This is a genomic window from Janthinobacterium sp. CG_23.4, from assembly GCF_029892305.1.
GTDB lineage: Bacteria > Pseudomonadota > Gammaproteobacteria > Burkholderiales > Burkholderiaceae_D > Janthinobacterium > Janthinobacterium lividum_D.
In genome coordinates this window covers 1,686,365-1,709,343 of the sequence record NZ_JARXUX010000001.1, presented here as the reverse complement: position 1 = coordinate 1,709,343, position 22,979 = coordinate 1,686,365, and the positions used below count along the sequence as shown (strand labels likewise).

Annotated in this window: 27 protein-coding genes and 1 tRNA gene; 15 read left to right on the top strand and 13 right to left on the bottom strand. The window is 59.1% G+C overall.

The window, feature by feature from the left end; genetic code table 11:
* Position 1: 1 nt before the first annotated feature.
* From H4V96_RS07725 to H4V96_RS07715, 3 genes are read right to left on the bottom strand one after another with little or no spacing between them, the layout of a single operon-like run.
* A complete protein-coding gene (locus H4V96_RS07725; protein ID WP_196856762.1) occupies positions 2-1,060 on the bottom strand; it encodes a site-specific integrase in 1,059 nt (352 codons plus the stop codon).
* Positions 1,057-1,845 (bottom strand): ATP-binding protein, encoded by a 789-nt coding sequence (locus H4V96_RS07720; protein WP_196856761.1) that lies wholly within the window; start codon positions 1,843-1,845, stop codon positions 1,057-1,059. Before H4V96_RS07720 ends, H4V96_RS07725 begins: the two co-directional genes overlap by 4 nt.
* Positions 1,829-2,611 (bottom strand): hypothetical protein, encoded by a 783-nt coding sequence (locus H4V96_RS07715; protein ID WP_196856760.1) that lies wholly within the window; start codon positions 2,609-2,611, stop codon positions 1,829-1,831. The genes H4V96_RS07720 and H4V96_RS07715 overlap by 17 nt, the downstream gene beginning before the upstream one ends.
* 256 nt (positions 2,612-2,867) lie before the next feature.
* Between H4V96_RS07715 and H4V96_RS07710 the strand changes: the two genes are divergently transcribed.
* Positions 2,868-3,350 (top strand): hypothetical protein, encoded by a 483-nt coding sequence (locus H4V96_RS07710; protein WP_196856759.1) that lies wholly within the window; start codon positions 2,868-2,870, stop codon positions 3,348-3,350.
* 207 nt (positions 3,351-3,557) lie between these two features.
* Here the strand turns inward: H4V96_RS07710 and H4V96_RS07705 are convergent, their stop codons facing one another.
* A complete protein-coding gene (locus tag H4V96_RS07705) occupies positions 3,558-4,178 on the bottom strand; it encodes a hypothetical protein (protein ID WP_280720832.1) in 621 nt (206 codons plus the stop codon).
* Positions 4,179-4,289: 111 nt separating this feature from the next.
* Between H4V96_RS07705 and H4V96_RS07700 the strand changes: the two genes are divergently transcribed.
* Positions 4,290-4,499, top strand: a complete 210-nt coding sequence (locus tag H4V96_RS07700) for a hypothetical protein (RefSeq protein ID WP_196856757.1) — start codon at positions 4,290-4,292, stop codon at positions 4,497-4,499.
* On the opposite strand, the gene H4V96_RS07695 is transcribed toward H4V96_RS07700, so the two are convergent.
* A complete protein-coding gene (locus H4V96_RS07695; protein WP_196856756.1) occupies positions 4,469-4,777 on the bottom strand; it encodes a hypothetical protein in 309 nt (102 codons plus the stop codon). The two genes, H4V96_RS07700 and H4V96_RS07695, sit on opposite strands and share 31 nt — an antisense overlap.
* Before the next feature lie 48 nt (positions 4,778-4,825).
* Positions 4,826-5,065, bottom strand: a complete 240-nt coding sequence (locus tag H4V96_RS07690) for a YdaS family helix-turn-helix protein (protein WP_196856755.1) — start codon at positions 5,063-5,065, stop codon at positions 4,826-4,828.
* 80 nt (positions 5,066-5,145) lie between these two features.
* On the opposite strand from H4V96_RS07690, the gene H4V96_RS07685 reads away from it, so the two are divergent.
* From H4V96_RS07685 to H4V96_RS07655, 7 genes are all read left to right on the top strand, one after another.
* The gene (locus H4V96_RS07685) at positions 5,146-5,916 is read left to right on the top strand and encodes a S24 family peptidase (protein ID WP_196856754.1); all 771 of its coding nucleotides are present in this window, start codon (positions 5,146-5,148) and stop codon (positions 5,914-5,916) included.
* Complete coding sequence (locus H4V96_RS07680; protein WP_280720831.1) at positions 5,913-6,311, top strand: hypothetical protein; 399 nt, start codon at positions 5,913-5,915, stop codon at positions 6,309-6,311. Before H4V96_RS07685 ends, H4V96_RS07680 begins: the two co-directional genes overlap by 4 nt.
* A 740-nt stretch (positions 6,312-7,051) precedes the next feature.
* A complete protein-coding gene (locus H4V96_RS07675) occupies positions 7,052-7,786 on the top strand; it encodes a Bro-N domain-containing protein (protein WP_196857172.1) in 735 nt (244 codons plus the stop codon).
* Positions 7,787-7,818: 32 nt separating this feature from the next.
* Positions 7,819-9,117: an ISL3 family transposase gene (locus tag H4V96_RS07670; RefSeq protein ID WP_280720830.1), complete on the top strand. Its 1,299-nt coding sequence runs from the start codon at positions 7,819-7,821 to the stop codon at positions 9,115-9,117.
* A 138-nt stretch (positions 9,118-9,255) separates the two neighbouring features.
* Positions 9,256-9,918, top strand: a complete 663-nt coding sequence (locus tag H4V96_RS07665) for a DUF1566 domain-containing protein (RefSeq protein WP_196857111.1) — start codon at positions 9,256-9,258, stop codon at positions 9,916-9,918.
* A gap of 37 nt (positions 9,919-9,955) precedes the next feature.
* Positions 9,956-10,300: a hypothetical protein gene (locus tag H4V96_RS07660; RefSeq protein WP_196857110.1), complete on the top strand. Its 345-nt coding sequence runs from the start codon at positions 9,956-9,958 to the stop codon at positions 10,298-10,300.
* On the top strand, positions 10,297-10,515 hold the full coding sequence (locus tag H4V96_RS07655) for an AlpA family phage regulatory protein (protein WP_196857109.1): 219 nt from the start codon (positions 10,297-10,299) through the stop codon (positions 10,513-10,515). Before H4V96_RS07660 ends, H4V96_RS07655 begins: the two co-directional genes overlap by 4 nt.
* 73 nt (positions 10,516-10,588) lie before the next feature.
* Here H4V96_RS07655 and H4V96_RS07650 read toward each other — a convergent pair.
* The 6 genes from H4V96_RS07650 to cysS form a co-directional block, all read right to left on the bottom strand.
* Positions 10,589-10,681 (bottom strand) — tRNA-Ser (locus H4V96_RS07650).
* Between the two features lie 110 nt (positions 10,682-10,791).
* On the bottom strand, positions 10,792-12,039 hold the full coding sequence (locus H4V96_RS07645; RefSeq protein WP_010396891.1) for an aspartate kinase: 1,248 nt from the start codon (positions 12,037-12,039) through the stop codon (positions 10,792-10,794).
* 196 nt (positions 12,040-12,235) lie between these two features.
* A complete protein-coding gene (gene tilS / locus H4V96_RS07640; RefSeq protein WP_196857108.1) occupies positions 12,236-13,654 on the bottom strand; it encodes a tRNA lysidine(34) synthetase TilS in 1,419 nt (472 codons plus the stop codon).
* A 152-nt stretch (positions 13,655-13,806) separates the two neighbouring features.
* Positions 13,807-14,781 carry an acetyl-CoA carboxylase carboxyltransferase subunit alpha gene (locus H4V96_RS07635; RefSeq protein ID WP_010396889.1) on the bottom strand — a complete coding sequence of 325 codons (975 nt, stop codon included), beginning with the start codon at positions 14,779-14,781 and terminating at the stop codon, positions 13,807-13,809.
* A gap of 54 nt (positions 14,782-14,835) precedes the next feature.
* Positions 14,836-15,546: a DNA-3-methyladenine glycosylase gene (locus tag H4V96_RS07630; protein WP_050855903.1), complete on the bottom strand. Its 711-nt coding sequence runs from the start codon at positions 15,544-15,546 to the stop codon at positions 14,836-14,838.
* On the bottom strand, positions 15,546-16,943 hold the full coding sequence (gene cysS, locus H4V96_RS07625) for a cysteine--tRNA ligase (protein WP_010396887.1): 1,398 nt from the start codon (positions 16,941-16,943) through the stop codon (positions 15,546-15,548). The genes H4V96_RS07630 and cysS overlap by 1 nt, the downstream gene beginning before the upstream one ends.
* A 277-nt stretch (positions 16,944-17,220) precedes the next feature.
* Between cysS and H4V96_RS07620 the strand changes: the two genes are divergently transcribed.
* From H4V96_RS07620 to H4V96_RS07595, 6 genes are all read left to right on the top strand, one after another.
* Entirely contained in the window at positions 17,221-17,859 is a 639-nt protein-coding gene (locus tag H4V96_RS07620; RefSeq protein ID WP_010396885.1) for a peptidylprolyl isomerase, read from the top strand.
* Between the two features lie 71 nt (positions 17,860-17,930).
* On the top strand, positions 17,931-18,422 hold the full coding sequence (locus H4V96_RS07615; RefSeq protein ID WP_070346992.1) for a peptidylprolyl isomerase: 492 nt from the start codon (positions 17,931-17,933) through the stop codon (positions 18,420-18,422).
* Positions 18,423-18,638: 216 nt separating this feature from the next.
* Complete coding sequence (locus H4V96_RS07610) at positions 18,639-19,394, top strand: UDP-2,3-diacylglucosamine diphosphatase (protein ID WP_196857112.1); 756 nt, start codon at positions 18,639-18,641, stop codon at positions 19,392-19,394.
* A 309-nt stretch (positions 19,395-19,703) separates the two neighbouring features.
* Positions 19,704-20,084, top strand: a complete 381-nt coding sequence (locus H4V96_RS07605; protein WP_010396878.1) for a GntR family transcriptional regulator — start codon at positions 19,704-19,706, stop codon at positions 20,082-20,084.
* Positions 20,081-20,953 (top strand): ABC transporter ATP-binding protein, encoded by an 873-nt coding sequence (locus H4V96_RS07600; protein ID WP_010396876.1) that lies wholly within the window; start codon positions 20,081-20,083, stop codon positions 20,951-20,953. Before H4V96_RS07605 ends, H4V96_RS07600 begins: the two co-directional genes overlap by 4 nt.
* Positions 20,950-21,951: a hypothetical protein gene (locus H4V96_RS07595; RefSeq protein ID WP_010396874.1), complete on the top strand. Its 1,002-nt coding sequence runs from the start codon at positions 20,950-20,952 to the stop codon at positions 21,949-21,951. Before H4V96_RS07600 ends, H4V96_RS07595 begins: the two co-directional genes overlap by 4 nt.
* 354 nt (positions 21,952-22,305) lie before the next feature.
* Here H4V96_RS07595 and udk read toward each other — a convergent pair whose 3' ends face one another.
* The gene (gene udk / locus H4V96_RS07590) at positions 22,306-22,950 is read right to left on the bottom strand and encodes a uridine kinase (RefSeq protein ID WP_010396872.1); all 645 of its coding nucleotides are present in this window, start codon (positions 22,948-22,950) and stop codon (positions 22,306-22,308) included.
* Positions 22,951-22,979 lie beyond the last annotated feature (29 nt).

Here is a 22,979-nt window from a genome sequence, read left to right as displayed (position 1 = left end):
CTCACGGGGTATCTCCCGCCACTTTCTCGCCACGACCAAACCCGATTTTGTCGGCAATATCGTTCTGCGCCTGCGCCGCGGTGTCGCGGTTTTTCTCCAGGTAGGCCATGGTGGTCATCGGCGACTTGTGGCGCATCACGGCCTGGATGGTCTGGATCGGCACGCCCTGCTCCGACAGCATGGTGGCGAAGGTGCCGCGCAGCCTGTGCGGGGTGATGCCCTTGATTTTGCAGCTCAGGTTGGCTGACTTCATGGCCTTGCGGGCGAAGCCGGGCGGGTGCTGCTGGGCGCCGCCGCGCTTGCCGGCAATGAGGCCCTCCACCTGGCGGTGCGGCGCCAGCTGCTCGACCAGCCAGTCCGGTACCGGCACCGGCTCGGCCTCGCGGCCCTTGGTGATGCCCGGCGTGTAGGTGGCGCGCTGCCAGTCCAGCCATTCCCATCGCGCGCCGGCCGCCTCGGACTCGCGCAGGCCTAGGCCAAACATCAGGCGAATGGCCGTGGCCACCGACGGATCGGAGCGCGTTACCTTGTCGACGGCAGCGAACCACTCGGCCACCGCGGCGATCGGCAGGATCGAGCGCGGCCGCTTCTGCACCTTCAGCATGCGCACCTGCCAGGGGATCGAGCGGATGATCTCGCGCTTCACGGCCCAGTTGGCGATCAGCTTGAGCACGCGCAGCCAGTGGTTCGCGCTGGCCGGCTTGTGGTCGACCAGGTGCTGGTTGCGCGCCAGCTCGACGTGGCTGGTGGTGATCTGGTTCAGCGGCAGGCTGCCCAGGTCGTAGAAGTGCAGCCGGGCGGTGGTCTCCACGCTGCGCTGGTGCGCGGCGCTGCTGATCGGGCCGTTCACCTCCAGCCACTCCTGTGCCATGGCCGCCAGCGTCGGCACGACTTTGCCGCCGTTGGTCAGGGTCAGCGCCTCGTCATACGCGCGCTGCGCCACCGCGTTAGCTTTCGTCTTGCTGCTCTCGCGGGTGCTGCGCTGCACGCGCGCGCCGGCGATCTGGAAGCGATAGTGGTAATTCTTGGCCTTGCCGGCGCGGAACAGGTGGAAGGTCATGCTGCAGCCCGTCCGCGATACGATTCCCAGTCGAACACCACCCACTGGCCGCCCTCACGTAGCCGGTCAAAGCTGCGATCACCCAGGAACGATTTCAAGCCGCCCTTGCCCTGGTTCGTCAGCAGGATGGTCGGCATCAGCGCCCGGTACCGCTTGTCGATGATGTCGAACAGGTTCACCTGCTCGGCCTCGGTACCGTACTGCACGCCGACCTCGTCGAGCACCAGTAAATCCACGCCGGCCAGCATGTCGAGCACCTGCGTTTCAGTGCGCTCGGAATCGCGGCGCCAGGTGTTACGGATCATGCGCACGGCATCGATGGCGCTGGTGTAGAGCGCAGTGTGCCCGGACATGACCGCCTGGGCGATGGCGATCGCCAGATGGCTCTTGCCGGTGCCAGGCACGCCAGAAAACACGATCACGGTACCGCTGCGGCGGTGTGCGTCGAAGTTACCGGCAAACTCCATGGCCACGCACAGCGCCCGCTCCTGCGCATCGTTTTCGACGATGAACGATTCGAACGTCTTGCGCCGGTACCGCTCGGGGATGCCGGCCTGGTTCAGGCTCGATTCCAGCCGGCGCTGCGCCTCTGCCACACTACGGACGGCTTCGGCTTGATCCTTCTCGGCCTGGGCCTGCTTCGAACAATCCGGGCAGCCCATCCAGTGCGTCATGCGGCCGACGGCAAAGCCCTTGGCCGTGTAGTCGCCATGAATGTCGCACGACGCGGGACGCTCGCTCTGCGCCACCGTCAGGGCGGCAAGGCGGTTAGGTAATTCGGCCATCGTGGATTCCTTCGTGATAGTTTATATTTTCAAAATTGCTGTGGCGCGATGCCTGCTGTGGCCCGGTCCGCTGGACGTTGCCTGCCGGCGGCAAGACCCATTCCGCCTTGAACCCCTGCCAGCCGCGTGTGCAGCACATCGCCAGTGTCGAGTCCAGGCTCATGCCGGCCGCGTCCGCCTCGCGTTTGATCGCGTCCAGGGCCGTCTTGCTCACCGGCGCCTTCTTGGTCTTGCGCAGTGCTAGCCAGTCCGCCGCCGTTTGCTGAGTGACGCCCGATGCGACCAGATCCACTTGTGCCGAATACTTCGGCGCAGCCGCAGCGGCCGGCACGGCCGTATGTTCTTTGTTCTTTTCTGTATCTGTATCTGTATCTGTATCTGTATCTGTATCTAGGGCGTTACTTTTCCGTTGCGGTAACGTTACATCGCCGTTTCGCGCTACTTCTTCGGCTAATTTCTTGGCCGCCCGGTGCTTCGCCACCCTCTGTGCGCTGGCGTCTGAGCTGAACTGGCGCTTTTCCCAGTTCAGCAGTTCCCACGCCTCGTTGATGAAACCTTTCGCGAGGAAAAGCGCCTTCGTTTCTTCAAGTTGCGCGGCGTCGATACGCAGGTGAAACGCAATCTCATCTGCCTGTAACGTTACAAGCGCGTTACTGCAACGCATGCACATCAACATGACGTAACGACGCTGCATTACCTCGGGCAGCATTTGCACCTTCGGGTCGTGCGCGAACTCGGCATACATGCGGAACCAGGGGTTGGACATTATTTCCACCCACCCCGTCCAGCATCGACGGCGCGTATCGCATGCGCCTGGTCGTTGTTCAAAGTCATGTCCAGCCTTCCATCCAGCCGTGAATGGGTCGGGGCGTGACCGGCGGGCTGGATTCGCCAGGTCGCAGCTGCGCAGCCGCTGCCCCGTTTGAAACTTGTTCTGGCCGTGCTGCCAGACTTTTTGGTGGGGATTACCTTTGGGTGTTAAATTATCAATTCCACTCAACAATTTACATAAGGCAATCCCCGTGAAACTTGATCGCGCTTTGCAGCGGAAAATACTTGAAGACCTAGCGCCCCATTTCACTGGGATGCCGCAATACCTGATGGGCAAGCAAACGCCACAAGAAGAGCGTGATAGTCTTGTGTTTAATCTGATGTATCTGCAGGCGCATGGGTTGGTCGAAGCGGGCCTGACTCAATTTGCCGACGGCACTTGGGGGCACGGCGGTGCTCGCATAACACACGATGGGCTCGATTTTTTGGAGGCAGACGGCGGACTGTCTGCAATCCTTGGTGTGATTGTGATTAAATTTCATGACGATGCAATCAAACAAATCCTCGAGGCCCACATCCAGGCATCCAACCTTCCTGCCGCTGAAAAGACTGGATTCGTTGATCAGCTCCGAGAGCTGCGTGGCGAGTCCATAAAACACCTGACATTGAAACTATTGGATGCGGCGGCGGACAGTGTCCCGGCCGTACTTCGGTCAATTCAAACGTTGGTATAAGGCGGCCTGCGGTTTTCTGCTCCCAGCCATCGCGTCGCTCATAGCGCTCGTAGCCGATTGGTTCGTCAGCGCCAAGCTTGCCCAATGCGAGCCAAAACTCGGTCAAATGCGTATCGATGGACAGATAGGTTTCGGTCGAACCAGTAAAGGCGCGACCAGTAAGGCGAACCTGGCTTGCTGGCTTCAGGTCGCCGTCAGCGATTGGGCTCATGCTTTCTCCCTCGCCGCGCGCCCCGGATGCAGCACACGCTGCAGCACATCCTTCGTCCGGGACATTGCCTTGCGCGCGCCGGTGAGGATGCGCACGATGCGCGCCTTCTTCTCAGCCGCCCGCGCTGCCTTGCGCAGCGCGATTTCGTAATTGGCTTGCGTGGGCGCGGCCACGACGGCCGCCAGCGAGGCCATCGCGTCAGCGTCAGCACTGGCCAGGTCGCAGATATCGCCCAGGCCCAGGCCGCCCTCGTCTTGCGTCTCGATGGCGCGCACGCACAGGCCGAAGCGGCGCAGCATGTCGTTCAGGCAGTGCACGCGCGCGTCGTCGGGCATGCCGGCCAGGATCGACAGGATGAAGTTGGACGGCAGGAGGTTGTTTTCCTTGGTCTCGTCCTCGAGCCAGCGCAGCACGCGGTCGCTGTTGTTCTTCATGCGCTGGAACTCGTCCGTATGCGCGTCGAAGCGAATGCCGGTGACGGCCGGGCCGCCGACGTGCGCATGCGCCGCGACGACCATGTCGATGGCGCTCGCGCTCGACAGGCCGGCGGCCCGGCGCCAGTCGGCCACGTGCTCGCGCAGGATGCCGATCAGGGTTTTGTGCGACTCGTTACGCATTGCGTCTCCTATGACGTTTTGTGATGCAACTGCTACTGCAAATTAGGGTGAGGGTTGCCGATGCGCTACAGTGTCAGTTCCACAACATCAACCCGACACAAAGGAACCCTCATGGACTACTCGAAATACGCGCTTGCACTCCAGCTGCTACAGCTGGCAAAACCGGAAATTGCTGCGGCAATCGAGGAAAAAACCCGGCGCACGCCACTCAAAACACTCCCCTGCGATGATCTGGAGGCAATCGTGTTCGACTACTTGGATCAGTTGAAGCCCGTGGTGAACCACATTGATCAATGGGCAGCTGGTACTGATCCGCGATAAATTTTTGGCCACTTGTACCGCCCATGCAGATGCTGGCGCAGATGGGCAATCGCACAGCCGGCAGCCTCTAGTTCAGCCTCCCTGGCATCAAGCGCGGCCAGGCGGACTGGATCTTTTGCCAGCCCCGCTTTCATCAGCGCAAGCTGCTGTCGGCGGGCGTAATTGTCATCAAGCAAACTCGTCAGCCTTTTGTACTCGACCATCTCGGCCGCGTTCAGCGGTCCCGGAACTGGCGGCTCCGACTGGACCTCTGCTGTTTTGTGCGACTCGTTACGCATGCTTTTTTCCCTGGGGTAATTTATGCTGGGTGAATGGACAATATTTCATCAACGCATCTCAATTTGTGCATTCGGCAGGTCCGGCCAAATCAAATTCCAGTCATCGGGCCTCAGTTCTTGTCTCGTTACCTGCCCAGCCGTTAAGGATTCGATTGATGCGCAGTACCGAATAGGGATAGGCCGGATGCTCTTGATCCACTGATGAAGCACTGCTGGAGAAATTTGGAGGGCCCTCGCGAAATCTACTTGGCGGGTCTTCGAATTAGTCAGGTAGGTTGAGAGGTTCATGCCGCAATAATAGCATTGCTATTTCGTAAGTCAATAGCAATGCTCGTTGCTTCGTTAAATAGCATTGCTATACTTTGCCAATGAAAAAAGAAACAAACTCACTAGAACCCTGGCAACAAGAAGACGCCGCCCGACTAAAGGAACTGTTTGCTGCTCGCGAGCCTAAACTTTCGCAGGCGGAATTTGGTGCGACGTACTCGCTTGGATCGCAGGCTATGGTGTGGCAGTACCTTTCTGGTCACCGCCCTCTCAATCTAAAGGCGGCTCTCAACTTTGCTCGCGGACTTCGTGTCCCGGTGAGGGCAATCAGCCCTACGCTGGAATCTCAATTGCTCCAGTCAGTAGAATCTGTGGGCGAGCAGCAATACGAGGAGGTTCGCATGGCTACTGGGAAGTATCAGGAAGTCGTCGTGGCAGATCCAGACAGCCCGGAGTTCTACCAGATCCCCAAGGTCAAGCTGCGCTTATCGGCGGGTATGACGGGATTCCAAACCGTTCCTGAAATTTACGACGGCAGCAAAGTGAGCGTCAGCAAGAACTGGGTGGATAGGAACGGTTTTATCCCCAGCAAACTCCTAGCGCTGACCGTAAAAGGGGAAAGCATGGAGCCTAACCTGTATGCGGATGATGTAGTCATCATCAATACAGGTGACACAAAAATCGTTGATGGGGCAGTTTATGCAGTAAATTATGAAGGGGAAGCTGTGGTCAAGCGCATGGCGCGAGATTCCGGAGAATGGTGGCTATCGTCAGACAATCCAGACCAGCAAAAGTATCGCAGAAAACGCTGTCGTGATGGAGAGTGCATGGTAGTGGGCAAAGTTGTCAAAAGAGAAACTGAAAGAATATGAAAATAACAGGTATTGTCATTTTAGTCTGCGGCCTAGTTTTGTCGGTCTTTGCGCTCTTTATGGACACTACGGTGTCGGTGAAGAAGCGTGATTACGGCTACGGCGTAACATCGCCCGCGATGGAGGTTTCCAACATTGACCTTATCGCGAAGCGCCAGGGCTTTCTCATTTTCTCCGGGATGCTGTCAGTTGTGGGCGCCATTTTGGTCGGGTTTGGTTCGATTTCGAAGCCATCAAACAGCAAAGAGGCCGAGGTGGAAGAGGGCGAAACACAGCATGACTTGCCTATATCAGGCCCCACTAGCAGCTCCGTCTCAATATGCCGGAATTGTCATTGCATGGGTGCGGGCGATGCAGTTGAGTGCCACCGCTGCGGCGAGCCGTTTCCGACATGACGTAAATCACGATCCACCGAGGCTCGCTATATGCGAGCTTTTTTCGGGTATTCGGATTGCTTGGTGGATATGGGGTGGCGTAGATGCAACACAATCTAACGAGGTGAGACGGAAAATAAATTTGACTCCCCGCCCATTGCCGCGTAAGCTTTGTCCCAGGTGCTAAAAACGCCTACGAAGTAACAGCGGCGGTGAACAACCGCATTGGACGTGTAAGCGTCATGCGGTTTTCTGCGTTCGGCCATTGGTTTTTCCCGTCTATGGCCGGGAGTGCGACGGATAAAAGACCCGCAAGGGGAAGAAGTCTGCTCGTCACGTGCTGCCGCTGGCATTTGATGAGTTTTTAGCTCCCGGCCACCCTCTAAAAAAGGGTGAACTCAATTTCAGCGGAGAATCACCATGACCACTACATCTACAAATGTGGGGTATTCGGATTGCTTGGTGGATACTACCCTCCGTTGAGCGGAGGGAATTACAACAGGTGAAACGGAAAATATAGTTGACAGAGCGCGTGTCGCCGCGTAATCTACTTCCCAGGTGCTCAACACACCCATCACTTGGCGCTCTCCCCACGCGAAAGATTTGGGGTATTTTTACGGCTATAGGTTTCCTACGGCCGGGTAGTGCGCAGCCCATACAAGACCCGCAAGGGGAAAAGCTGCGAGCCGTCCAAGTGCGGTGTTGAAGTACCCGGCCACCCCTCAACAGGGTGACATTCAACAATCACTTGGAGATTCACCATGTCAAACCTGCCTGTAGTGTTCAATTTCGGAACCCAATCCATCCGCACCATCGACCAGAACGGCGAAATCTGGTTCGTGGCCGGCGACATCTGCGCCGCGCTCGACATCGCCAATCCTCGTCAAGCAGTGGGCCGCCTCGATGACGACGAGAGGAATACCGTCTGTTTAACGGACGGTATTCAGCCCACCGCCGGAAACCCGAACACGAACATCATCAACGAGTCCGGCCTGTATAGCCTGGTCATGAGCAGCCGCAAGTCCGAGGCCAAGCAGTTCAAGCGCTGGGTCACCCACGAGGTGCTGCCCGCCATCCGGACAACTGGCCGGTACGAGGCGGCCGCCGGCCAGGATGCCGGCTCCCCTGCGGACCGATTGATTGGCAACCCTGGCTACTACCGTGAGTGCCGCGATGAGTTGTTTGCCTTCGCCGACAGCATGGGCCCGGGCGTCAAGTGGCCGGCGGACGAGGAGAAGCGTCAGCGCATTGCCGACGGCTACCTTACCGACATCCTCAGCAGCCGCCGCTGGCTGATGAGCTTCGACTACCGGGGCCAGCTGCAGACGACGCCGGTTCACAAGGACGCCTGCGTCATCAACTGCAACGACCCTAGCCAGCTGTCGACCATGGTTGGCGAGAGTATCCCCCTGGAGCTGTTGCCCGCCGTCCTCGAAGTAGCCAACGACCGCCTCATGCAGGTATTCAAGTCGAACATCGCAAAGTATAAGAAATGACAACCCCAGCCAGCCTGTTGTACCCCCTCTCCTTGACCGTCACCGCCTTCAAGCAGGAGGAGTACGACTACCACTTCCACGTAGAGGCTCCCGAGCCGAATACGTGCCCTGGCTGCGGGGTGGTGGACGACCTGGTCAAGTATGGCAAGAACGACCAGGCGTACCGTGACGTGCCTATCCACGGGAAGCGGGTGACGCTGTGGCTCCAGCGCCGCCGGTACCGCTGTAACTCGTGCCGGAGCGTGTTCCGGCCGGCGCTGGACGACATGGACGAGACCAGGGCCATGACCAAGCGGCTGATGACCTACATCGAGAAGGCGGTGTTGTATCGAACCAACAACGAAATCGCCAGGGAATGCGGCATCGAGGAGAAGACCGTCCGCCTGGTGTTCGCCGCGTTCGTCGAGCGCCAGAAGGGCGAGTTGGACTTTGTGACGCCGCGCGTGCTGGGTGTTGATGAGCTGTACCTTCAGAGGCAGTTCTGCTGCGTCCTGACCAACATCGAGCAGCAGACCGTCGTCGAGCTGCTGCCCAACCGCAGCCTGGAGCTGGTCAAGGCGACCTTCATGGCGCTGCCCGACCGCAAGAACGTCGAGGTGCTCAGCACCGACATGTACAAGAACTACCTGGAGGCGGGCCGCCACGCCTTCCCAGATGCCAAGCCCGTGGTGGACAAGTTCCACGTCGTGAAGATGGCCAACGAGGCCATGGAGGTGGTGCGCAAGAGCATAAAGAAGGACCTGAGCGACTACCACCGCAAATTGCTAAAAAACGACAGAAAGCTCATGCTGATGCGGGAGCGCGACCTGACCCCGGCCACCAGGCTGGTAATCGCCGAGTGGTTCGACAAGATTCCGGCGCTGGGGGCGGCCTACGCCTCGAAGGAACGGTTCTTCAAGCTCTACGACGCCAAGGACCTCAAGGAGGCTACCCTGGCCTACGACGAGTGGCGCAAGACCATCCCAGCGGGCCAGGAGGAGCTGTGGGGCGGGCTGGCAGGCACCGTGGAGCGCTGGCGTGGCCCCATCTTCAACTACTTCACCATGGACTACCGCGTCACCAACGCCTTCACCGAGTCTGCCAATCGGAAGATGAAGGACCTGAACCGGGCCACCAGGGGGATGTCGTTCGAGTCCTTCCGAGCCAAGGTGCTGCTGGGCGCTAAGCACAAGGTCGTCCGCTCTCGTGTCGCGAAAGCCTCGCCATTCGACGGCACCTTCATGGGGCGCTGGACCCCAGACATGATGGGCTCCACCGAGACGGTGCTCAACTACGGCACCCCTCTGTCAACCATGGACGACATTCTGTACGGCAACGACCCGGCAGCATAGTTTCAACCAGACAATCCGAATACCCCTTTTTTTTCGTCTAATAAAAATATTATTTTTCAATAGCATTGCTATTGCTATTGAAAAATAGCAGTGCTACTATTTATCCATCGACGCACCACCTCAACCGATGGAGAGAAAATGTCACACGCCGCCAGCAGCACCCCAGCACCCAGCGCCACCGTCAAAATCCCCTACCTCGCCTGCGCTGAATGCAACGCAATCATCCAGGCCAACGCCAGAGAGCAGCCTGGCGCAAAGCCAGCGTCAGCCATCGACCTGATCGCCGACCGCCTGCTCGACGCCGAACTCTGGCCCGAAGACAGCGAGCTCGTCGCCGAGATCCGCGCCATCTTCATGCATAACTGGGGCATGGACCAAGCCCAGGCCGACGCGCGCATGTCCCGCCTGAACTACAGCGATGCCGTCGCCACCCTGGAACTGCTGGCGGGCCCAGGCGCCATCGGCAGCGCCTTCGCTGGCGGCGTGTATGCCGGCATCATCCGCGGCGTCGACGGCGCACCAGATCAATACCTGGTGCTGCTGGACGGCGACACCGACGGCGTCACCTGGGACGCTGCATGCGCCTGGGCCGAAGCCAAGGGCGCAACCCTGCCAACGCGGGCCGAGCACCGCCTACTCATGGCAAACCTGCCTGACCAATTCCAAGCGCGCTATTACTGGTCCAGTGAGCAGGCCGGCCCCTCTACCGCGTGGAATCAGAATTTCGACGATGGCAGCCAGGACAACGACTTCCGCTCGTACGAGGGCCGCGCCCGCGCCGTTCGCAGATTCAAAATTTAATCATTTATCAATTTCAACGCATCTTCTAGGAGCTTTCGTGAAATTCAATTTCTACATCGTCATCGCCGTGGCCATCATCGGCGCCATCACCGGCAGCTTGGCCGTGAGCCTGGGCGAAATCGAGCCAGCGGCCAGCGCCGCCAGCCCTGCTGCTGTCCGCTTCAAGGCACAGGAGGCGATAGCTCCCAGCTGCACCGGCTGCCTGTTCGAGCGCTCTTACGGCGTGTGCTCGGCCGCCGCGGCGCTGGCCACGGCCAACGACCAGCCGGACTGCGACGACCGCTCACCGGCCGGCATGACCTATATCTACGTCCTGGATAAAAGCGATCCGCGCCAGATGGGCCTGATCAAACCCCTGAAACAAATGGAAAGCACATCATGAGCACCACGACCGAAATAAGAAAATTCCTGCGCCTGCCCTCGGTGATCGAAATCGTCGGCATCCAACGCACGGCCATTTACGACCGAATCAAACGCGGCACGTTCCCGGCGCCGATCAGCCTTGGGCCGCGCGCGGTGGTGTGGGATTCGACCGCGATAGCTGACTGGCAGGACAAAATCATCGCTGATGCGCAGGGGTCAGCGGTAAAAAAGTGATGTGGGTAGAAATGTGGGTAGGGATTTCAGAAATGAAAAAAGCCCTTGAAAATCAAGGGCTTTTTAAAAATACTGGCGGAGACGGTGGGATTCGAACCCACGATACAGGTATAAGCCGTATGCATCCTTAGCAGGGATGTGCCTTCGGCCACTCGGCCACGTCTCCTAGCTGATTACTCAACTATGTCTCTGTAGCTAACTGCGCTGCAGCGACGAACGTCATAATATCGACTGCCCCCCCTTTGGTCAAGGGCGTGGAGCAATATTTTTGGAAATTTAAGCTTTTTCCAGCTCGAACGCTTTATGCAGCGCGCGCACGGCCAGCTCCATGTACTTTTCATCGATCAGTACGGAGATCTTGATTTCGGAAGTGGAGATCATCATGATGTTGATGCCCTCTTCCGACAGGGTACGGAACATTTGCGAGGCAACGCCAACATGGCTGCGCATGCCCACGCCGACGACGGACAATTTCGACACTTTCGCGTCGCCCGTGATGCTCGTCGCGCCCAGCGATACGCTGTTCGCTTCCAGCACGGCCAGCGCGCGCGGGTACTCGCCGCGCGAGACGGTGAAGGTGAAGTCCGTTTTACCGTCGACCGACTGATTCTGTATGATCATGTCGACTTCGATATTTGCGTCCGCCACCGGCCCCAGGATGTGATACGCCACGCCTGGGCGGTCGGGCACGCCAAGCACGGTGATTTTGGCTTCATCGCGGTTGAAGGCGATGCCGGAGATGACTGCTTGTTCCATGTTTGTATCTTCCTCAAACGAAATCAGGGTGCCTGAATTGGCTTCTATTTCCAGCGGCAACATCGGGTCGGTCAGCGACGACAGCACGCGCGTGGGAACGCGGTAATTGCCGGCAAATTCCACCGAACGCGTTTGCAGCACTTTGGAACCGAGCGAAGCCAGTTCCAGCATTTCTTCAAAGGTGATGGTCTTCAGGCGGCGCGCCTCGGAGACCACGCGCGGATCGGTCGTATAGACGCCGTCGACATCCGTGAAGATCAGGCATTCGGCTGCCTTCATGGCAGCGGCGATGGCCACTGCCGACGTGTCCGAACCGCCGCGGCCCAGGGTCGCGATGTTGTCGTGTTCGTCGACGCCCTGGAAACCGGTAATAATGACAATTTTGCCCGCATCGAGGTCGCGCTTGACTTTTTCGTCATCGATCGACTGGATGCGTGCTTTGGTAAAGGCGGAATCGGTCTTGATCGCGACTTGCCAGCCAGCATACGATACGGCTTGTTTGCCGATCGCCAGCAGTGCCATCGACAATAGGCCGACAGACACTTGTTCGCCTGTCGAGGCGATCATGTCAAGTTCACGCGGATCGGGTTGATCCATGATTTCCTTGGCCAGTCCAATCAGGCGGTTGGTTTCGCCCGACATGGCAGATGGCACCACCACGATTTGATGCCCCGCGTCGTGCCACTTGGCAACGCGCTTGGCGACATTCTTGATACGGTCAGTCGAGCCCATCGACGTACCGCCATATTTGTGGACGATTAAAGCCATAAGAGTGAAGTTTCCGCTCAAGAAGAATAAAAAAGGAGGGCTTTACTCTACATGCCGCAATGCAAAATAACAAGCTAAAAAGCGCATGAGCTCATACCGATTACGCATAAGGAAATAAGCAATCCATGCAGTCGGGAGCGCATGGACAGCCACTTGCCAGCCACCCCGAGAGTGGCCGTAGCGGCTGCCCTTACGCTCAGCAGGGGAGCCAGCGCAGGGCTACGCGCGGCCGCTCCAGCAAGCTCAAACAATGGCAATCGAGACCGATACCGGCCGCATACAACAATTGTTGCGCCGCACACACAAGGGGCAGACGTTCACGCTCCCAGGCGGGCACGCCAAACGCCTGATAGTGGTATTTCAAGCTCTTGGTGGGGCGGTTCAGGGCCAGTTTCAGGCGCTCGCCACCTTGGCGGAAGTCGATCGTCAAGGTTTGAGCTTGCAACCAGGCAATATCAATGCCCTGCTCACCGGCTGCCAGCACATCGAAATGCAGCACGCCGCCATACGCGGGAAAGGCCAGGCTGGCCTCGCCGCGCCAGGTAAATTGCTGACTGGCTTTTTCCAGGCCGGGGATGTTCGCGTCGCTCTTGTCACGCATGCCAGCGAGATCATCGAGCTTGGGCGTCAGGTACAAACGATCGCGGTGACGCCGCACATGGCATTGAGGATGCGTCACCAGCAATTGCGCATCGGGCCGCGCTTCGAGCAATTGCGCCAGCATTTGCGCCAGCCAGGCCGTCGATGGCATGCGCAAGCCACGCGTGCCGAACCAGTGACGCAGCAAGTTGTAGCATCGGTCTGCGCTCAATTCACGCAATGTCGCCAGTGTGATGCAATCGTCGTCCAGGCAAGCGGCCAGATCCTGGGTCGCCAGTTCCGCCAGCAGGCGCTGCGCCGATTGCGCATGCTGGGCGCTGCGGGCGAAACGCTCTTGGAAACCGGGAAAGGCTTGCGCCAGAACGGGCATCACCTGGTGCCGCAAGGCATTGCGGGCAAAGCGGGGATCATCATTCGATTCGTCGTGAATGTGCGCGACGCCATGTTGCCCCACATACGCTTCGAGCTCCTTGCGCGCCACGGAAAGTAAAGGGCGCGCCATCACCAGATCCGGATTACCCAGCAGCTCGGGCGCGCTGTTGGCGCCATCCATGCCTGACAGACCCGCCGTACCGGAGCCGCGCAGCAATTGCAGCAGCACCGTTTCAGCCTGGTCATCCTGATGATGGGCCGTCAGCAGCAGACGCACGCCGTGCACGGCGCACAGTTCGCCCAAGGCTGCGTAACGGCGCTTGCGGGCGGCCTCTTCCGTGCCTGTCTTGGCATTTTTTTCCAGGGTCACACGGCGCGCCTCAAAGGGTACGCCGAGGTCGGCGCATGCTTGCTCGCAATGGGCCAGCCACGCATCCGCATTCGGGCTCAGGCCGTGGTGTACGTGAAACGCGTGCAGGGTCACGGACCGTCCCTGCGCCCAGGCATGTGCCAAGTGCAACAGGGCTGCGGAATCGAGGCCGCCGCTAAGGGCGATGCCGACAGCACTGCCAACTGGCGGTGCGCAGGCGTCCAGCGCGCGGGCAAAGATATCGGCGACGGTGGCGGTTTGTTGCTTTTTCAATCAGGACTCCATGAATGCAAAGAGGGACAGGCTGCTAAACGGATGGTGTCGTTTAGCGGACTGTCCCTGGTGTTGTCTCAACCCAAGACCTTGAAAAGCCGGGGTCAGACCTTAAGGTCTGACCCCATACTCTGCCGTTGGGCTTACATAATTTACTCGCTCGGCGTGGTTTCCTTGAACTTGCCGTAGCTCAGCAGTTTTTCATGACGCGCGGCCAGCAAGTCCTTGGTTTTCATGCCATGGAACTGGCGCAGGGTGTCGGCCAGTGCGCGTTTCAGCAAGGTCGCCATCTGCTTCGGATCGCGGTGGGCGCCGCCCAGCGGTTCATTGATGATCTTGTCGATCAGGCCCATGGCTTTCAGGCGGTGCGCCGTCAAGCCCAGCGCTTCGGCCGCGTCGGAGGCGCGCTCGGCGCTCTTCCACAGGATGGAGGCGCAGCCTTCCGGCGAAATCACGGCATAGGTCGAGTATTGCAGCATCAGCACGGCATCGCCCACGGCGATGGCCAGCGCGCCGCCGGAACCGCCTTCACCGATGATGGTGGCGATCAGCGGCACTTTCAGCTCGGCCATCACGTACAGGTTATGGCCGATGGCTTCCGACTGGCCGCGCTCTTCCGCGTCGATGCCGGGGAAGGCGCCTGGCGTGTCGACGAAGGTGAAGATGGGCAGATTGAATTTTTCAGCCACTTTCATCAGGCGCATGGCCTTGCGGTAGCCTTCCGGCTTGGGCATGCCGAAATTGCGCAGAGCGCGCTCTTTCGTGTCGCGCCCCTTCTGGTGGCCGATGACCATGCACGGCTGACCGTTGAAGCGGGCCAGGCCGCCTACCACCGACAAATCGTCGGCGTAGCTGCGGTCGCCATGCAATTCGTGGAAATCGGTGAAGATTTCATTCACGTAATCCATGGTGTAGGGGCGCTGCGGGTGGCGCGCGATCTGCGCCACTTGCCAGGGCGTCAGCTTGGCGTAGATATCTTTGGTTAGCTGCTGGCTCTTCTTGGCCAGACGGTCGATCTCTTCCGAGATATCGACGGCCGAATCGTCTTGCACGAAGCGCAACTCTTCGATCTTGGAATCGAGTTCCGCGATCGGCTGTTCAAAATTGAGGAAAGTCGTTTTAGTCATTGTACCTCCAGGTTTTACCGGCCACGGCGCCAGCGCGCGCGGCCTCATCTATGATTATTTTACCGTACCGGCTGCTGCGCCGGGGGCTGCATCGGGTGCGGCAGCAGGGTCGAGACTGCGCCACAAATACCACGTCGCCACGGTGCGCCACGGTTCCCAATTGGCGGAAACTTCGCGCGCATCGCTGCGGGAAACAGGTTCGCCGGAGAAATAATTGACGCTGATACCCTGGATCAAACCGGGATCGTCGAGCGGCAAGACATTCGGCCGGAGCAGATTAAATATCAAAAACATCTCGGCTGTCCAGCGGCCGATGCCGCGGATCTGCACCAGTTCGGCGATGACGGCTTCGTCATCCATCTGGTCCCACTGGCTGGCGTGCACGCGCTTGGCCTTGAAATGGTCGGCCAGGTCGAGGATGTATTCGGTCTTGCGTTTGGACAAGCCGCAGGCGGACAGTTGCTCGGCGCCCGCCTTCAACACTTGTGAGGGCGTGCATTTGGGGCAAGCGGCCAGCAGCTTTTTCCAGGCGGCATCGGCCGCCTTGGGCGTGATCTGCTGGCCCACCAGCGAACGGGCCAGGGTGGTAAACGGGTCGCTATGGCCGACCAGGTGCAGGTCGCCAAATTGCGGGATGAGCTTTTTCATGATGCGGTCGCGCTTCATCAGCTCGATCTTCGCCTCTTCCCAATAGTGCGGCACCTGGATCACCTGCGCCGAATTCGTCACCTTGGGTGCTTCCCCGTTTTCCCTGGACGTTGGCATCATGCGCGGCGCCAGTTGGTCGAGCCGTCAGGCTTGTCTTCGAGAATGATGCCAGCGGCCAACAGTTCGGCACGGATCTTGTCGGACTGGGCGAAGTCGCGCGCTTTTTTCGCCGCACTACGCGCCGCGATGGCCGCTTCGATGCCGGCTGACGCATCTTCGCCGCCAGCGGCAGCGCCGACAGTCGCTTGCAGGAATTGCTGCGGCGTGCGCTCGAGCAAGCCAAACACGCTCGCCAGACCCTTCAATTGACGCGCCAGGGCCGGCGATTTGCTCTTATTGACTTCCGTTGCCAGGTCAAACAGGGCAGCGACGGCCAGTGGCGTATTGAAATCGTCATTCATCGCCTCGGCGACGCGGGCTGCATGCGCTTCGTTCCAGTCGATGGCGCCCTCTTCCACCACCACATCGGACAGCGCCGTGTACAAACGCGTCAGCGACAGGCGCGCGTCGTCCAGATGCACGTCCGAGTAATTGAGGGGGCTGCGGTAGTGCGCGCGCAGGATGAAGAAGCGGATCACTTCGGCATCGAACTTTTGCAGCACTTCGCGGATGGTAAAGAAATTGCCGAGCGACTTGGACATTTTTTCATTGTCCAGGCGCACGAAGCCGTTATGTATCCAATAATTCACGCTGGCATGGCCGAACGCGCCTTCGGATTGGGCGATTTCATTTTCATGGTGCGGGAATTGCAAGTCCGCGCCACCGCCGTGGATGTCGAACTGCTCACCGAGCAGGGCGCAGGACATGGCCGAACACTCGATATGCCAGCCCGGGCGGCCGCGGCCCCACTTCGTGTCCCATTTGACTTCTTCCGGCTCCGACTCCTTAGCCGACTTCCACAGCACGAAGTCGAGCGGATCGCGCTTGCCCGTATTGACGTCGACGCGCTCGCCGGCGCGCAAGTCATCGGGCGACTTGCCCGACAGCTTGCCGTAGCCGGGAAAGTTGCGCACGGCGTAATTGACGTCGCCATCGCCCCCCTGGTAAGCCAGGCCCTTCGCTTCGAGCTGCTCGATCAGGCGCACCATCTGCGGCACGTACTCGGTAGCGCGCGGCGTATGATCGGGCGTCAGAATGCCCAGCGCGGCCGTGTCTTCATCCATGTAGCGGGTGAAACGCGTCGTCAGCTGGGAAATCGTCTCGCCGTTTTCCACGGCGCGACGGATGATCTTGTCGTCGATGTCCGTAATGTTGCGCACATAGGTGACGTCGAAACCGGAAGCTTTCAGCCAGCGATAGATGACGTCGAACGCCATCATCATGCGCGCATGGCCGATATGGCAATAATCGTAGATGGTCATGCCGCAGACGTACATGCGTACCTTGCCGACTTCCATCGGGACGAATACCTGCTTCTCGCGAGCCAGGGTGTTGTAAATCTTTAGATTGCTCATCGTACTTTGCAAGTGGAACGACCGCCAGCCTGGGGAAACGACAGACGGGCGCGGACACCGGGGGTGCCGCGCCACTGAACTGCCGTGTGCGCCAAGGCTGGTCGAGCCGCTGTAGTGTTGTTCTTGTTTGTTAGAATTAGGGCGTTAGCGTTCAAGTATAACATTGATAAAAACCATACTGGCCCGATATGAATCAGGTTTTTACGATGTTGAACCGAAACTCATTTCTTTAGCACGACAGCAAGTTTAGAGAAAAATAACGATCAAGGACACCTTCATGCAAGAAATTAAATCGAAACGCCTGTCTTTCCTGGCCCGCTTTTGCACCGTGTTTGCCGGCCTCACCCTGGGCAGCGCCGTCGTGGCAGCCGCGCCTGCAAGCCCTGCGGCTGCCCCCGCCTCGGCGCCGCACGTCAGCCTGAAAACCAGCCTGGGCGAGATCGTGCTGGAACTGAACCAGGAAAAAGCGCCACACAGCGTGGCAAATTTCTTACAGTACGTGAAAAGCGGATATTACAAGGGCACCGTGTTTCACCGCGTCATCGACGGCTTCATGATACAGGGTGGCGGCTTCGAGAAGAACATGAAGCAGAAAGCGGCGAAAGCGCCGATCAAGAATGAAGCGCAAAACGGCTTGCAAAACGTCACCTACAGCATCGCCATGGCGCGCACGGGCGACCCGCATTCGGCCACCTCGCAATTCTTCATCAACGTCAATGACAACGGCGCGCTCGACTATCCGGGCCGCGACGGTTTCGGCTATACGGTATTCGGCAAAGTCGTCAGTGGCATGGACGTAGTCGACAAGATCAAGGCCGTGCCCGTTGCCGACAAGGGACCGCATCAGAACGTGCCTGTCACCCCCGTGGTGATCGAATCGGCGACTTTACTCAAATCTGCGCCCGCAAAACTGTAAAATAGCGTTTTTACGGCCCTGAACCATGGGGGCCGTCGAATCATTCTTCATCCAATTCATTAAGGATCATCATGACATCCGTTATCATCACCACCAATCTGGGCAAGATCACCGCTGAACTGGACGCCGAGAAAGCACCGAAAACGGTTGCCAACTTCCTGGCTTACATGCAAGCCGGTCACTACGACAACACGATTTTCCACCGTGTCATCGACGGCTTCATGATCCAGGGCGGCGGTTTCGAGCCAGGCATGAAACAAAAGCCAGCCGACACCACCGTGGAAAACGAAGCCAAGAACGGTCTGAAAAACGATACCTACACGCTGGCCATGGCCCGCACGTCGGACCCGCACTCGGCATCGGCACAGTTCTTCATCAACATCAAGAACAACAGCTTCCTCGACTATCCAGGCCAGGACGGCTGGGGCTACGCCGTGTTCGGCAAAGTCACCGACGGCAAGGAAGTCGTCGACGCCATCCGCGCCGTAAAAACCTCGCGCACCGGCATGTTCGCCGACGTGCCAGTAACGGACGTCATCATCGAGAAAGTCGAAGCAGCATAAGGTAGGCCTGCAAACCTATTGCTCAGCCCACTGCCGGGTTTCCGTTGCTCGCTGTACTCAAGTACAGCTCCGCTACTCGACCCGGCATTGGGCCTGCTCGCTACGGTTTTCAGAGCCACCTTCAGCAATTCATTCAATACACCAACCAAACCGGGCAGTAATCATGCGTCTCGCAACCAAGCAATCCGTTCACTACGGGAGCGTTGAACGATGACAATGCCTGCCGCACTCTTTATTTCCGACCTGCATCTGCAGAGCTCGCACCCGCGCACCAGCGCGGCCTTTCTTTCTTTCCTGGAACGCCATGCGCAATATGCGCAAGCGCTGTATCTATTGGGCGACCTGTTCGAATACTGGGCCGGCGACGATGACCTGGAAGACCCGTTCAATGCGCGCATGACGGCAGCCATCCGCGCCGTCAGCGATGCTGGCGTGCGCGTCTACTGGATCGCCGGCAACCGCGACTTTCTCGTCGGCTCCGGCTTTGCCGCCGCCGCTGGCGCCACCCTGCTCGAGGAACCGCACGTGGCCACGATTGCCGGCCAGCGCATCGTCTTGCTGCATGGCGACGCCGAATGCACGCAAGACCTGCAATACATGGAGTTTCGCGCCATGGTGCGCCAGAGCGCCTGGCAAAAACAGTTCCTGTCCATGCCGCTGGCACAGCGCAAGGCCATCATTGCCGGTTTGCGCAAAAGCAGCCGCGAGCACAATGGCGAAAAATCCATGCTCATCATGGATGTCACGCCCGACGCCATCGCACAAGTATTTGCCGAACACGACAGCAGCGTGATGATACACGGCCATACGCACCGCCCGGCCCTGCATCAAGTTGGCAATACCGTGCGCTATGTCTTGCCCGACTGGGAGTGCGACGTCGCGGCGCAGGAACAGCCGCGCGGCGGCTGGATTGCCATCGATACCCGCGGCAACATCATGCGCCATGGCTTGAACGGCGATATCATCGACTAGACCAGCGCTGACTGGCGCACGGGCATTTGCTCGGTAGCCGCGTTTGCCTGGGCTAACCGTCATGGCGACGTCCATACTGATCACCTCGGCACGGCCGGCTGGCACATCTCCACGCCGCCACCAGCCACTTCCTCCTTGATGGCAGCCATCTGCAGCGCATGGCCAGGCAACTGGCGCAAAAATATGTGTTGATTTTCCAATTCTTAGTGTTATAGTTAACTACAACACCAACTCAATACATCACGGAGCTTGCATGCCGACAGTACTTTTTACTCCCCGCCCCGCGCCACCCATATCGGAGCGCATTCCATGAGCGCGCAATGGAACGACAATAGCCCCATCTACCGCCAACTCAAGGCCAGGGTGGTGGGCATGATGCTCGATGGCATGCTGCAATCGGGCGACGCCCTGCCTTCGGTACGCCAGGTGGCGGCCGATTATCAATTGAATCCCATCACGGTCTCGCGCGCCTACCAGGAGCTGGTCGACGATGGCCTGGTGGAAAAACGCAGAGGACTCGGTATGTATGTCTTGGAAGGCGCCCGCGACAAATTGCTGGCCAGTGAACGCGAGCGCTTCCTGCGCGAAGAATGGCCGGCGATGCTGGAACGCATCACGCAACTGGGGCTGGACCTCGATCGACTGCTGCAAGCGAGCCGCGACAGCGGCGCACCTGGAGAGAACGCATGAATGCATTGAACAACGATAGTGTCATCAGCGCGCGCGGCCTGCGCAAGCAGTACGGCAAACAGGTGGCCCTCGATAGCATCAGCTTCGATATCGCGCCAGGGCGCATCGTCGGCTTGATCGGGCCTAACGGTTCCGGCAAGACCACCACGCTCAAGGCCATCCTCGGCTTGACGGGCTTCGATGGCGACTTGTCGGTGCTGGGGCGCGATCCGCGCGTGCAGCGCGACGCGCTGATGGACGACGTGTGCTTCATCGCCGACGTGGCCATCCTGCCGGGCTGGCTGCGGGTGGCCGACGCCATCGATTTCGTTGCCGGCGTGCATCCACGTTTCGACCGCAGCAAGGCCGAACGCTACCTGGCCCACACCAAGCTGACGCCAAAGATGAAGGTCAAAGCCATGTCCAAGGGCATGGTGGTGCAGCTGCACCTGGCGCTGGTCATGGCCATCGACGCCAAACTGCTGGTGCTCGACGAGCCCACGCTGGGCCTGGACATTTTGTACCGCAAGCAGTTTTACCAGAACCTGCTGGAAGACTATTTCGATGAGAACAAGACCATCGTCATCACCACGCACCAGATCGAGGAAGTGGAACACATCCTCAGCGACCTGATGTTCATTCGCGACGGCAAGATCGTGCTCGCTTCGACCATGGAAGAGGTCGGCGAGCGCTACATCGAGGTGATGGTGGGCCCGCAGCACGTCAATCCGGCGCGCGCGCTGCAGCCGATCAGCGAACGCAGCGTGTTCGGCAAATCGGTGATGCTGTTCGACGGCGTTGACCGCACCCAACTGGCGGCCCTGGGCGAAGTACGCACGCCTAGCCTGGCTGATCTGTTTGTCGCGACCATGAAAGGATCGTACCAATGAATATTTCCCCTGCAAACAAGCTGCAATGGCTGCTCCGGCGTGAATTATGGGAACACAAGGGCATGCTGGTGTGGACCCCGGCCCTGATCGGCGTCGTCATGACGGTGCTCGGTGCCGTGATGGCGGCTGCGACGGTCGCAAAGACCAAAATGCGCACGGCGCTGGTGGTCAATGGCGAGGAAATTTCCTGGAGCACCATCTTCAATACCCGCAGCTTCGCTCCGCGCCGTACGGAAATCATCGACGCCGTCGCCAACAACTATACCTACGCGGCCGCGCCGCTGTTCCTGGCGCTGGGTTTGCTGGTGTTCTTCTATTGCCTGAGCGCCTTGCATGACGACCGCCGCGACCGCAGCGTGCTGTTCTGGAAATCGCTGCCCATCTCGGATGCGCAGACGGTGCTGTCGAAAGTGGCCATCGCCCTGCTGGTCGCGCCACTGATCGTGGCTGCCGCCGCCAGCCTGACCTCGTTGGCCCTGATTTTGCTACTGAGCGGCGTGCTGGCGGCCAACGGCATCGACGTGTTTGCCGAACTGCTAGGTTCTCCCGGCCTGTACCTGGGACCGCTGCGCGTGTTCGGCTTGCTGCCCGTGTATTGCCTGTGGGCTTTGCCGACGGTCGGCTGGCTGCTGATGATATCGAGCTGGGCCAAATCGAAAGTCTTCCTGTGGGCCGTCGGCGTGCCGCTGCTATTGCTCATTTTGACAGCCTGGGTAGGCAAGCTGACGCAGACGGAAAACGAACTTAGCTGGGTACAACTGCCTGTCTTCGGACGCGCCCTGCTGGGCACCCTGCCCGGCAGCTGGTATATGTTCGAGCCGCAACTGCTACCGCAGATGTACGCCATGGCAGCAGGGGGATCGCACATGACACGCATCGATGTCTTTAGCAATTCCTGGTCCAGCCTGGCCTTGCCAGCCGTCTGGCTGGGTGCGGTGGCCGGCGCGGCGATGATATACGCGGCCATCGGCCTGCGCCGCTGGCGCGAAGAAGGCTGACAGCGCACGATACCGGCCCCATCTAAAACGCCCCGTCCGTCGGTAATGCCGTTCAGTTAAGGGTTTTGGCGTGATTTATGAGCGCCAGTAAATTCGCCAACCCCAGAGGCAAAGAGCTGGGTCGGACCCTCAGGGTCCGACCCCTGTCCTAGTTCTTGGGCTAAAAATAGCATCACTACACACTAACTGAACGGCATTACCGTCCGTCGGGGCGTTTTTGCATATTGGACCGGTTCAGTCGCCTGAAAAAGTAGTTATTTACCAACACCGGCGGGCGCAAGCTGATCGGCAGAAGCGATCACCGCAACCTTGTCGGAGTCGATGAGGGAGCGGTTAAGCAAGGGGAGCGCTGCTTCAAGTGGCCCGCTGCAACTGGCCGATAACACTGGCCACCTTGGCGGTAATCATATCGACCGCAGGACCATTGGCGCCATGCGGCAAAATGACATCGGCATTGCGCTTGGTGGGCTCGATGAATTGCTTGTGCATCGGGCGTACGGTTTCCAGATACTGCTCGGTGACGCTCTCTACCGAACGGCCGCGCTCGGTAATATCGCGTTGCATGCGGCGGATGAAGCGCACGTCAGAAGCGGTATCGACGAAAATCTTCAGCGACATCATGTCGCGCAAGTTGGCGTCGTACAAGGCAAACAAGCCCTCGACCACGATCACCGGGGCCGGCTTGACTAGAATAGTCCTGCTGGAGCGGTTATGCAGTGTGAAGTCGTACTCGGGCATCTCGATGGCCACGCCGTTACGCAAAGACTGGATGTGCTGCACCAGCAATGACCACTCGAACGCCTGCGGATGGTCGTAATTCTGCTGGCGGCGAACTTCTGGGGTGAGGTGTGTCTGGTCGCGGTAGTAATCGTCCTGCATCACGACCGAGACCATGTCGGCACCAAAGGACGCCAGTACTTGCTGGGATACGGTGGACTTGCCACTGCCGCTACCGCCAGCGACACCAATAACAAACGGTTGGAAAGAAATCTTATTCATGCCCAATGATACCGGAAACGCGCTCGAAC

Coding starts and splice junctions, on each gene's coding strand:
- H4V96_RS07620 (WP_010396885.1), top strand. CDS start 17,221: ATGCAAGAAATTAAATCGAAACGCCTGTCTTTCCTGGCCCGCTTTTGC.
- H4V96_RS07600 (WP_010396876.1), top strand. CDS start 20,081: ATGAATGCATTGAACAACGATAGTGTCATCAGCGCGCGCGGCCTGCGC.
- H4V96_RS07700 (WP_196856757.1), top strand. CDS start 4,290: ATGGACTACTCGAAATACGCGCTTGCACTCCAGCTGCTACAGCTGGCA.
- H4V96_RS07685 (WP_196856754.1), top strand. CDS start 5,146: ATGAAAAAAGAAACAAACTCACTAGAACCCTGGCAACAAGAAGACGCC.
- H4V96_RS07635 (WP_010396889.1), bottom strand. CDS start 14,781: ATGACTAAAACGACTTTCCTCAATTTTGAACAGCCGATCGCGGAACTC.
- udk (WP_010396872.1), bottom strand. CDS start 22,950: ATGAATAAGATTTCTTTCCAACCGTTTGTTATTGGTGTCGCTGGCGGT.
- H4V96_RS07705 (WP_280720832.1), bottom strand. CDS start 4,178: ATGCGTAACGAGTCGCACAAAACCCTGATCGGCATCCTGCGCGAGCAC.
- H4V96_RS07720 (WP_196856761.1), bottom strand. CDS start 1,845: ATGGCCGAATTACCTAACCGCCTTGCCGCCCTGACGGTGGCGCAGAGC.
- H4V96_RS07715 (WP_196856760.1), bottom strand. CDS start 2,611: ATGTCCAACCCCTGGTTCCGCATGTATGCCGAGTTCGCGCACGACCCG.
- H4V96_RS07645 (WP_010396891.1), bottom strand. CDS start 12,039: ATGGCTTTAATCGTCCACAAATATGGCGGTACGTCGATGGGCTCGACT.
- H4V96_RS07610 (WP_196857112.1), top strand. CDS start 18,639: ATGCCTGCCGCACTCTTTATTTCCGACCTGCATCTGCAGAGCTCGCAC.
- H4V96_RS07655 (WP_196857109.1), top strand. CDS start 10,297: ATGAGCACCACGACCGAAATAAGAAAATTCCTGCGCCTGCCCTCGGTG.
- H4V96_RS07605 (WP_010396878.1), top strand. CDS start 19,704: ATGAGCGCGCAATGGAACGACAATAGCCCCATCTACCGCCAACTCAAG.
- H4V96_RS07690 (WP_196856755.1), bottom strand. CDS start 5,065: ATGAACCTCTCAACCTACCTGACTAATTCGAAGACCCGCCAAGTAGAT.
- H4V96_RS07680 (WP_280720831.1), top strand. CDS start 5,913: ATGAAAATAACAGGTATTGTCATTTTAGTCTGCGGCCTAGTTTTGTCG.
- H4V96_RS07595 (WP_010396874.1), top strand. CDS start 20,950: ATGAATATTTCCCCTGCAAACAAGCTGCAATGGCTGCTCCGGCGTGAA.
- cysS (WP_010396887.1), bottom strand. CDS start 16,943: ATGAGCAATCTAAAGATTTACAACACCCTGGCTCGCGAGAAGCAGGTA.
- H4V96_RS07615 (WP_070346992.1), top strand. CDS start 17,931: ATGACATCCGTTATCATCACCACCAATCTGGGCAAGATCACCGCTGAA.
- H4V96_RS07630 (WP_050855903.1), bottom strand. CDS start 15,546: ATGCCAACGTCCAGGGAAAACGGGGAAGCACCCAAGGTGACGAATTCG.
- H4V96_RS07725 (WP_196856762.1), bottom strand. CDS start 1,060: ATGACCTTCCACCTGTTCCGCGCCGGCAAGGCCAAGAATTACCACTAT.
- H4V96_RS07695 (WP_196856756.1), bottom strand. CDS start 4,777: ATGCGTAACGAGTCGCACAAAACAGCAGAGGTCCAGTCGGAGCCGCCA.
- H4V96_RS07665 (WP_196857111.1), top strand. CDS start 9,256: ATGTCACACGCCGCCAGCAGCACCCCAGCACCCAGCGCCACCGTCAAA.
- H4V96_RS07675 (WP_196857172.1), top strand. CDS start 7,052: ATGTCAAACCTGCCTGTAGTGTTCAATTTCGGAACCCAATCCATCCGC.